Source organism: Streptomyces sp. NPDC001851 (genome assembly GCF_040297165.1).
Classification (GTDB): Bacteria; Actinomycetota; Actinomycetes; order Streptomycetales; family Streptomycetaceae; genus Streptomyces.
This window is the reverse complement of record NZ_JBEOYR010000009.1, coordinates 310,976-319,447: the sequence shown is the minus strand read 5'-3', so window position 1 is coordinate 319,447 and position 8,472 is coordinate 310,976. Positions and strand designations below refer to the sequence as shown.

Genomic DNA, 8,472 nt, shown 5'->3' with positions numbered 1-8,472 from the left:
TCACCCTCTCGGGCTTTCCTCCGGGCTTCCCTTCGGTGTTTCCGACTCTATCAGATCTTTTCTCGATCCGATTTCCTCGGTGCTTTCCAGGTTCCTGCTTTCGCGTTTCCCTTTCCGGCGGTTCCGACTCTATCAGATCCTTTCGGCGTCTGACTCCCAGTCAGCGGGTTTGTCTTCCCGGCCGCTGGGCCGTTCCGACGAGTGAGACTTTAGCGGATTCCGCGCTCCCGAGCTAATCGGGGGCTGCGTTCTTTCGAACACGGATTCCTCATTTCGCAAATACGCACGCCAAAGCAGTCGGCACCGGAGTGTCGAAGAGTGGCTGGCTACTTGCGGAATGGCTGTCCGGGGACCGACCGGAGTCGGCGCTCACGTCGGACAACCCGGAGAACACTACGTATCGGCGTGGGGTGTGTCAACTCCAGTCCTGGGAGCACCCGGGGGGCGTACGCTGGTCGGCATGACCACGCGTACGTGTACCCAGCTTTGGTGGGCCGCCTGACGGCGGCCGTACTCACGTATGCATCCAACGGCCGCCGCCTCGGCGGCCGTTCTTGTTTCCCCCTCCAGGACTCCGGGGGCCGGCCGCAGGAGCGGCGGCTTCGACCAGGAGGTGGAGTGGAGATGACACGGGTCTTCAGCGGGATCCAGCCGACCGGGCACCTGACGCTGGGCAACTACCTGGGAGCCATGCGGCGCTGGGTCGAGACGGACCAGCACCGGGCCGACGCGGTGTTCTGCGTCGTGGATCTGCACGCGCTGACCGTGGACCAGGATCCGGCGCGATTGCTCAGGCTCAGTCGGCAGACGGCGACGCTGATGCTGGCGGCCGGGCTCGATCCCGAGGTGTGCACGGTCTTCCTGCAGAGCCATGTCGACGAGCACACGAGGCTGTCGTACCTGCTGGAGTGCGTGGCGACCGACGGTGAGATGCGCCGGATGATCCAGTACAAGGAGAAGACCGCGCGCGTGCGAGAGCGTGGCGGGACTGTGCGGCTGTCGCTGCTGACGTATCCGGTGCTGATGGCGGCGGACATCCTGGGGTACGGCGCGGACGAGGTGCCCGTCGGGGACGACCAGGTGCAGCATGTCGAGCTCGCGCGGGATCTGGCGGTGCGGTTCAACCAGCGGTACGGGCACACGTTCGTGGTGCCGGAGGCGACCCGCCCGGGGGTCGCGGCGCGGGTGATGAACCTGCAGAAGCCGACGTCGAAGATGGGGAAGTCGGACGACTCGGGGCTGGGGGTCGTCTATCTGCTCGACGAGCCGGAGGTGGTGCGCAAGAAGGTCATGCGGGCCGTCACCGACAGCGGGCGGGAGGTGGAGTACGACCGGGAGGGGCGGCCGGGGCTCGCGAACCTGCTGGAGATTCTCGCTGCGTGCACGGACGGGAACCCTGAGTCACTGGCAGGCGTTTACCACTCGTACGGCGCCTTGAAGAAGGACACCGCGGAGGCCGTGGTGGAGGTCCTCAGGCCCGTGCAGGCCAGGCACAGGGAGTTGTGCGCGGATCCTGCCCATGTGGAGGGGGTGCTGCGGGATGGTGCGGAGAAGGCGAGGGCGATGGCCCGGCCGACCGTCGATGCGGCTTACCGGGCGATCGGCTTGTTGCCGCCGGTGTCCAGGACGGCGGTGAGCGCGGCCGGCCGTTAGGGCGGTCAGGGCCTGCCCGTGCGGACTCGGGCGTGCGGGGGCGGGCGGCCGGCGGTGAGCCGTCGCCCCCGGCGCCGGTCAGTCCTTCTTGTCAGTCCTTCTTGCCGGAGGCGAGTTCGCGGCTGCGGTCGCGGGCGGCTTCGAGGGCGGCGATGAGGGCGGCTCGTACGCCGTGGTTCTCCAGTTCGCGGATGGCGTTGATCGTCGTGCCAGCCGGGGAGGTGACGTTCTCGCGGAGCCTGACGGGGTGTTCGCCGCTGTCGCGGAGCATCACGGCGGCGCCGATGGCGGACTGGACGATGAGGTCGTGGGCCTTGTCGCGGGGCAGGCCGAGCAGGATGCCGGCGTCGGTCATGGCCTCGACCAGATAGAAGAAGTACGCGGGCCCGGAGCCGGACAGGGCGGTACAGGCGTCCTGCTGGCTCTCGGGGACGCGGAGGGTCTTGCCGACGCCGCCGAAGATCTCCTCGGCGTGGGCGAGGTGCTGCTCGGTGGCGTGGCTGCCGGCGGAGATGACCGACATGGCCTCGTCGACGAGAGCGGGGGTGTTGGTCATGACACGGACGACCGGGGTGCCTGCGGCCAGGCGCTCCTCGAAGAAGGAGGTGGGGATTCCGGCGGCGCCGCTGATGATCAGGCGGTCGGCGGGGACGTGCGGGGCCAGTTCGTCCAGGAGGGTGCCCATGTCCTGCGGCTTGACCGTGAGGATGAGGGTGTCGGCGGTCTTGGCGGCCTCGGTGTTGCTGACCGGGGTGACTCCGTAGCGGGCGCGGAGTTCTTCGGCGCGTTCGGGGCGGCGGGCGGTGACCAGGAGGTCTGCGGGGGCCCAGCCGGCCCGGATCATTCCGCTGAGCAGGGCTTCGCCGATCTTGCCGGTGCCGAGGACTGCGACTTTCTGGCTCATGGGGTTCAGTCTGGCACCGGTGAGGAGGGGTGCGGATCGGTTGTCCGGTGGGCGGACGCAGGGCGGGGAGTGGCTGCTTCGGGCTCACGGCGTCCGGCGTCGCAGGGTCGCCGCGCCCAGTCCCAGCACCAGGAGCGCGCAGCCCGCCACGATCAGGACGTCCCTCACGAAGGTGCCCGTCATGTCGGTGTGGTGCAGGACCTGGTTCATGCCGTCGACGGCGTACGACATCGGCAGGACGTCGGAGAGGGCGGTGAGCGCGGGGTGCATGTCGGACCGGGGAGTGAACAGGCCGCAGAGGAGGAGCTGGGGAAAGATCACCGCGGGCATGAACTGGACCGCCTGGAATTCCGAGGCGGCGAAGGCCGAGACGAAGAGACCGAGGGCCGTGCCGAGCAGGGCGTCGAGGAGGGCGACGAGGAGGAGCAGCCAGGGTGAGCCGGTGACGTCGAGGCCGAGCAGCCACACGGCGAGTCCGGTGGCGAGGGCGGACTGGACGATGGCGAGGGCGCCGAAGGCGAGGGCGTAGCCGGCGATGAGGTCGGCCTTGCCGAGGGGCAGGGCGAGGAGGCGTTCGAGGGTGCCGGAGGTGCGTTCGCGCAGGGTGGCGATGGAGGTGACCAGGAACATGGTGATCAGCGGGAAGATGCCGAGCAACGAGGCGCCGATGTTGTCGAAGGTGCGGGGGCTGGCGTCGAAGACGTAGCGCAGCAGGATCAGCATCAGGCACGGGATGAGGAGCATCAGCGCGATGGTGCGCGGGTCGTGCCGGAGCTGGCGCAGGACCCGGGCGGCGGTGGCGGTGGTGCGTGAGGGGCTGAGCGCGCTGGTGGGGGCGGCGGGGGCGGTCGTGGTCATCGGGTCGTCTCCTGGGTGCGGGGCGTCTGCCGGGTGCGGTGGGCGGCGGTGGCTTCGTCGACGAGGCGGAGGAACGCGGCCTCGACGGTGTCGGTGCCGGTGCGGGTCCGCAGGGCGTCGGGGGTGTCGTCGGCGAGGATCTCGCCCTCGCGCATGAGGAGCAGGCGGTGGCAGCGTTCGGCCTCGTCCATGACGTGGGAGGAGACGAGGAGGGTGGCGCCGCGGGTGGCGGCGATGTCGTGGAAGAGGGCCCACAGGTCGCGGCGCAGGACGGGGTCGAGGCCGACGGTGGGTTCGTCCAGGACGAGGAGTTCGGGGGTGCCGAGCAGGGCCACGGCCAGGGAGACCCGGCCTCGCTGGCCGCCGGAGAGGTTGCCGGCGAGGGCGTCGGCGTGGCTGGTGAGGTCCACGTCGGCGAGGGCGCGGTCGACTTCGTGGCGGCGTTCGGCGGCCGTGCGGCGGGAGTCGAGGATCGCGCCGAAGTACTCCAGGTTCTGGCGGACGGTCAGGTCGTCGTAGACGGAGGGGGCCTGGGTGACATAGCCGATGCGGCTGCGCAGGGTGGGGTGGCCGGCCGGGTGGCCGAGGACGTTCAGGGTGCCGGTGACCTTGGCCTGGGTGCCGACGATGGAGCGCATGAGGGTGGATTTGCCGCAGCCGGAGGGGCCGAGGAGGCCGGTGATCTGGCCGCGGGGGATGGTGAAGCGGAGGTGGTGCAGGACGGTGCGGGGGCCGCGGACGACGGTGAGGCCGTCGGCCTGGACGGCATAATTCATCATGCGATGAATAATTGGCCCGGCACGGCCTGCCGTCAAGCCGGTGGCAGGTAAAGCCGGGGTGGTGGCAGGAAGCCCGGGCGGTGGCAGGGAAGAGCGGCGGCCAGGAGGGCGGCCGGGATGCCGTCCACGCCCGGCCGCCGCTGTCCTGTCCGCGCGGCAGCGCTGGGTCAGGGTTTGGTGGCGACGAGGAGGAGCACGTCGTAGGTCTCCTCGACGATGCCGTCCGGGAAGACCTTCAGCAGGTGGGCGCGCTCCTCTTCGAGGAAGGCGGTCCTGCGCTCGGCGGGCGTGAGGAGGAACGCCGAGTGGCTGCCGATGTTGGCGAGATGGGTGTCGATCGTGACCCGGCGGCTCCAGCGGACCACCCGGCGGGTGAAGCGGAGACGGCCGCTCGGGTCTGCCAGTTCCGTGCGGCTGCCGTCCCGCTGCTTGGCGATGATGTCCACGCCGAAGAAGCCGCCGATGCGGACGGCGGCCTCGGCGATCCACTCGACGTCCAGGGCGTCGCCGTTCCACCACAGCGCCAGCGCGCCGCCCGGCCGCAGCACGCGCAGCGCCTCCGGCACCGAACGGGCGGTGTCGGTCCAGTGCCAGGCCTGGGCGTAGGTGATGAAGTCGGCGTGTGCGTCGGGGAGGGGGAGGGCGTTGCCGTTGCCGCGGACGATCGGGAGATGCGGCAGCCCGCGGCGGAACTCGGCGGCCATGCCCTCACCGGGTTCGACGGCGAGGACATCGGCGCCGCGGTCCCGCAGGAGGGCGGTCGCGATGCCCGTACCGGCGCCGACGTCCACGACCCTGGCACCCGACAGGGACCGGCCGGCCAGTTCCTCGACGGCGTCGAAGAGGGCGGGCGGGTAGGAGGGGCGGTTCGCGGCGTACTGCGCCGCGGCGGAGTTGAAGGAGTGGGCGCGGTCCGTGGGCGAGGGTGTGGGTGGGGGCGGTGGTGTCGTGGTCATACGGACAAGGACACCACCGCTTCGGGCACTTGGCCTCGGTGATTCACGGACTCCGCGCTCTCTCGTGGTCGCGGTGCGCGGACTGCCCGGCGCGGCGGGAACCGGCCCGACCGGATCGCGGCCCCGGCCGGCGGAGGCGTCAGCGGCGGCGCTTCTTCCTCGACGGATTGCCGGTACGCCGGGAGGTGCGGCGCTCGTACTCCTCGCGGGCCTTCTCGTACTCCTCGCGGTGCAGCTTCTCGCCGGGCGCCTCGGTGAGGGAGCGGAAGAAGTAGGCGAGGAGGGAGCCGACGAAGCCGATGGCGAGCAGACCGCGCAGGGACGCCTGGCGCTGCGGGTCGTGCCGCGCGCCGAAGCCCTCCCAGGTGTTGCGGAAGGCGAGCGCGCTGCAGATCGCGAACATGGCGGTGATCAGCACGGTCACGAAGGAGCCGGTGCCGGCGATCCGGATGCCCTCGTAGGCGAAGCGGAGGACCAGGCAGGAGACGACGGCGGTGGCGAGCGAGCCGGCGGCGACGCCGGCGCGGCGGGCCGCGTAGCCGTTGTCGTGGTTCACCCAGGTGGTGCCGAAGAAGCGGAGGGGCTCGGGCCGCGGGCCGCCGCTCGGGGCCGCGCCCTCCGGGGAGCCCGCCGGGGTGTCCGGGGTGCCGGTTTCGTCGCTCACGGAACGATTATGGCGCCGGGCGGGGGCGGGCTCCCGGTGGGGTCGGCAGGCGCAGCGCGAGGTCAGGCGGCGCCGGCCTCGAAGGACTCAGCCGCAGCGCGGGGCGATGTAGCCGTCGCTGCCGGTCTGGACGTAGGCATCGGAGACGAACTCGCCGTTGTCGATGTTGTCCCAGATGTTCGTCGTGCCGTACGGACCGCTCACCGTCGTGCCCGGCGTCTGGCAGAAGACCGGGACCTTCGCCCCGACGGTCAGGACGCGGACGACGTTGTAGCTGGTGCCGGGGCCGCTGTGGACGTTCAGGCGGACGCCCGGAGCGACGGAGTAGTAGCGCAGCAATGGAGTGGCGGCCTCTTCGGCGCGGTCCATGGACATGAAAGCCCCCCGTTCGGCCCCATGTCTGTCATGGGGTCGCGTCGATTCCCAGGAAACGAGCCGCGAAACACCTCTGCGCGACTCGCGCGCGCAGGCTAGCAAGCCGCCTCTGTCTCGCACGAGTCATCGACTAGGCTCCGTGCGTCGCGCGCGCGGTCGAACAGCACGGGGGTGGTCGCATGACGCCACGCGGGAACACGGGAGCGGGCGCGGAAGCGGAACTTCCGGAGTACGCCGGTCACTATCGCCTGGAGGCACGCCTGGGATCGGGTGGCATGGGTGTGGTCCACCTGGCCCGCAGTACCTCGGGGATGAAGCTCGCGGTGAAGGTCGTACATGCCGAGTTCGCCAGGGATCCCGAGTTCAGGGGCCGTTTCCGGCAGGAGGTGGCCGCCGCTCGCAAGGTGAGCGGGGCCTTCACCGCGCCTGTCGTCGACGCCGATCCGGAGGCCGGACGGCCCTGGATGGCCACGCTGTTCATTCCCGGTCCGACCCTTTCCGACGAGGTGAAGCGGAACGGGGCGATGGAGCCGGCTCAGCTGCGCCGGCTGATGGCGGGGCTCGCCGAGGCGCTGCGCGACATCCACCGGGTCGGGGTGGTGCACCGGGACCTGAAGCCCAGCAATGTCCTGCTCGCCGAGGACGGGCCGAAGGTCATCGACTTCGGCATCTCCCGGCCGAAGGACAGCGAACTGCGCACGGAGACCGGCAAGTTGATCGGCACGCCGCCCTTCATGGCGCCCGAGCAGTTCCGGCGGCCGCGTGAAGTGGGGCCCGCCGCCGACATCTTCGCGCTCGGGTCCGTGATGGTGCACGCGGCGACCGGGCGCGGGCCCTTCGACTCGGACAGCCCGTATGTCGTGGCGTACCAGGTCGTGCATGACGAGCCGGACCTCACCGGGGTGCCGGAGAGCATCGCTCCGCTGGTGCGGCGCTGCCTCGCCAAGGAGCCCGAGGAGCGGCCGACTCCCGATGAACTCATGCGGGAGCTGCGGTCGGTGGCGGCCTCGTACGACACACAGGCGTTCATACCGGCGCAGCGGTCGGGCGAGGGACCGGCGCCGAAGTCCGGTGCCGAGCGGCCTGCGCCGCCGGCCAGGGGGCGCGTCGGCCGGAGGGCGGCCGTGGGCGCCGGGGCGCTCGGTCTCGTCGTGGTCGCCGCGTTGGCCTCGGTTCTGCCGGCCGGGCGTGACGAGCCCGCGCCGGCCGGCCCGCATCCGCGCACCAAGGCGGCGTCGTTCAGCTCCTGGTCGGTCAAGCCGGTGCCCGGAGCAGCGGGGATGCCTCAGTGCTCGGCCGGGGCGGGCAGGTTGCTGTGCGCGCAGCCGGGCGTGGTGTTCGCGCTCTCCCCCGCCGACGGAAGACTGCTGTGGCGCCGCACGGTCGCCACCCGGTCCTCCAGTGGACCGCCGGCCGTATCGGCCCTGCTCGTGCAGCCCTACGCCGACGGCGGACCGCGGTTCGCGGCGCTCGACCCGGCCTCGGGCGACGAGGTCTGGAAGCGGCGGCTGGCTCCGGGTGCGGCGGTCCGGTACACCGACCGGATGGCCCTGCTCACGGAGGCCGACGGCCAGGTCACCGGCGTCGACGGCGCCTCGGGCAAGGCCATGTGGAGCCGGCGGCTCGCCGGCCGGGGCAGGCCGTCCGTCGACTCGTTCCCCGGCGACCCGCTGGCCTACGCCACGAGCACGTCGGCCGACGGTTCGAGCACACGGGTGGTCGCCGTGGACCCGCAGAGCGGCGAGGTGCGGTGGCAGGCCCGGCTGGACGGAGCGCTCAAGCCCGTCGGCACCGAGGACGGCTCCGTGTTCTTCCTCTCCGTCGACAGCGTCTACGGGGAAACGAAGGCGGTCGTCCGCTATACGCCTTCGACCCGGTCGGCACGCCGGGTGACACTGCCCGTGGCGAGCGAGGCCGCCCACGCCACCGTGCGGGGGGACATCGTGTACCTCCTCGCCACCGGTGGTTCTCTCGAAGCCGTGGACATGGGCGCGCAGAAGCAGCTGTGGCGCGTGGAGACCTCGGTGAGCCGCGGTTCCGCGCCCGTCGCGGACGGCAGGTACGTGTACTTCACCGCGGGCGACGGACGCCTCCTCGCCGTCGACGCCCGTAAGGGCGTTCTCGTCGGGCAGACCGCCGCGCGTCTGGGCGCGGAGTCGGCGAAGGTCATGAGCGCGCCCCCCGCGCCCGTGCTCGCCGACGGCCACGTCTACGCCGCCGCCCCCGACGGGACCGTCTTCGCCATGGCCACGCGCGATCCGTCCGGTTGGTGACGTGCGGAGG

General features: G+C 71.4%; 8 protein-coding genes. 2 read left to right on the top strand and 6 right to left on the bottom strand.

The window, feature by feature from the left end:
* The first annotated feature begins 624 nt into the window (after window positions 1-624).
* On the top strand, window positions 625-1,653 hold the full coding sequence (trpS, locus tag ABT171_RS16375) for a tryptophan--tRNA ligase (RefSeq protein ID WP_351244126.1): 1,029 nt from the start codon (window positions 625-627) through the stop codon (window positions 1,651-1,653).
* Between the two features lie 91 nt (window positions 1,654-1,744).
* On the opposite strand, the gene proC is transcribed toward trpS, so the two are convergent.
* From proC to ABT171_RS16345, 6 genes are all read right to left on the bottom strand, one after another.
* Window positions 1,745-2,557, bottom strand: a complete 813-nt coding sequence (gene proC, locus ABT171_RS16370) for a pyrroline-5-carboxylate reductase (protein WP_351244124.1) — start codon at window positions 2,555-2,557, stop codon at window positions 1,745-1,747.
* A gap of 84 nt (window positions 2,558-2,641) precedes the next feature.
* Window positions 2,642-3,415 (bottom strand): ABC transporter permease, encoded by a 774-nt coding sequence (locus ABT171_RS16365; RefSeq protein WP_351244122.1) that lies wholly within the window; start codon window positions 3,413-3,415, stop codon window positions 2,642-2,644.
* Entirely contained in the window at window positions 3,412-4,194 is a 783-nt protein-coding gene (locus ABT171_RS16360) for an ABC transporter ATP-binding protein (RefSeq protein ID WP_351244120.1), read from the bottom strand. Before ABT171_RS16360 ends, ABT171_RS16365 begins: the two co-directional genes overlap by 4 nt.
* A 167-nt stretch (window positions 4,195-4,361) precedes the next feature.
* Window positions 4,362-5,150, bottom strand: coding sequence for a class I SAM-dependent methyltransferase (locus tag ABT171_RS16355; RefSeq protein ID WP_351244118.1), 789 nt, complete (start codon window positions 5,148-5,150; stop codon window positions 4,362-4,364).
* Window positions 5,151-5,289: 139 nt separating this feature from the next.
* Window positions 5,290-5,814, bottom strand: a complete 525-nt coding sequence (locus tag ABT171_RS16350; protein WP_351244116.1) for an EamA/RhaT family transporter — start codon at window positions 5,812-5,814, stop codon at window positions 5,290-5,292.
* Window positions 5,815-5,901: 87 nt separating this feature from the next.
* Complete coding sequence (locus ABT171_RS16345) at window positions 5,902-6,189, bottom strand: SH3 domain-containing protein (RefSeq protein ID WP_351244114.1); 288 nt, start codon at window positions 6,187-6,189, stop codon at window positions 5,902-5,904.
* 179 nt (window positions 6,190-6,368) lie between these two features.
* On the opposite strand from ABT171_RS16345, the gene ABT171_RS16340 reads away from it, so the two are divergent.
* Window positions 6,369-8,462 (top strand): serine/threonine-protein kinase, encoded by a 2,094-nt coding sequence (locus ABT171_RS16340; protein WP_351244112.1) that lies wholly within the window; start codon window positions 6,369-6,371, stop codon window positions 8,460-8,462.
* Window positions 8,463-8,472 lie beyond the last annotated feature (10 nt).

Bases quoted from the DNA above. Each gene is read 5' to 3' on its own strand.
- ABT171_RS16355 (WP_351244118.1), bottom strand. From the start codon at position 5,150: ATGACCACGACACCACCGCCCCCACCCACACCCTCGCCCACGGACCGC.
- ABT171_RS16360 (WP_351244120.1), bottom strand. From the start codon at position 4,194: ATGATGAATTATGCCGTCCAGGCCGACGGCCTCACCGTCGTCCGCGGC.
- ABT171_RS16345 (WP_351244114.1), bottom strand. From the start codon at position 6,189: ATGTCCATGGACCGCGCCGAAGAGGCCGCCACTCCATTGCTGCGCTAC.
- proC (WP_351244124.1), bottom strand. From the start codon at position 2,557: ATGAGCCAGAAAGTCGCAGTCCTCGGCACCGGCAAGATCGGCGAAGCC.
- ABT171_RS16340 (WP_351244112.1), top strand. From the start codon at position 6,369: ATGACGCCACGCGGGAACACGGGAGCGGGCGCGGAAGCGGAACTTCCG.
- ABT171_RS16365 (WP_351244122.1), bottom strand. From the start codon at position 3,415: ATGACCACGACCGCCCCCGCCGCCCCCACCAGCGCGCTCAGCCCCTCA.
- trpS (WP_351244126.1), top strand. From the start codon at position 625: ATGACACGGGTCTTCAGCGGGATCCAGCCGACCGGGCACCTGACGCTG.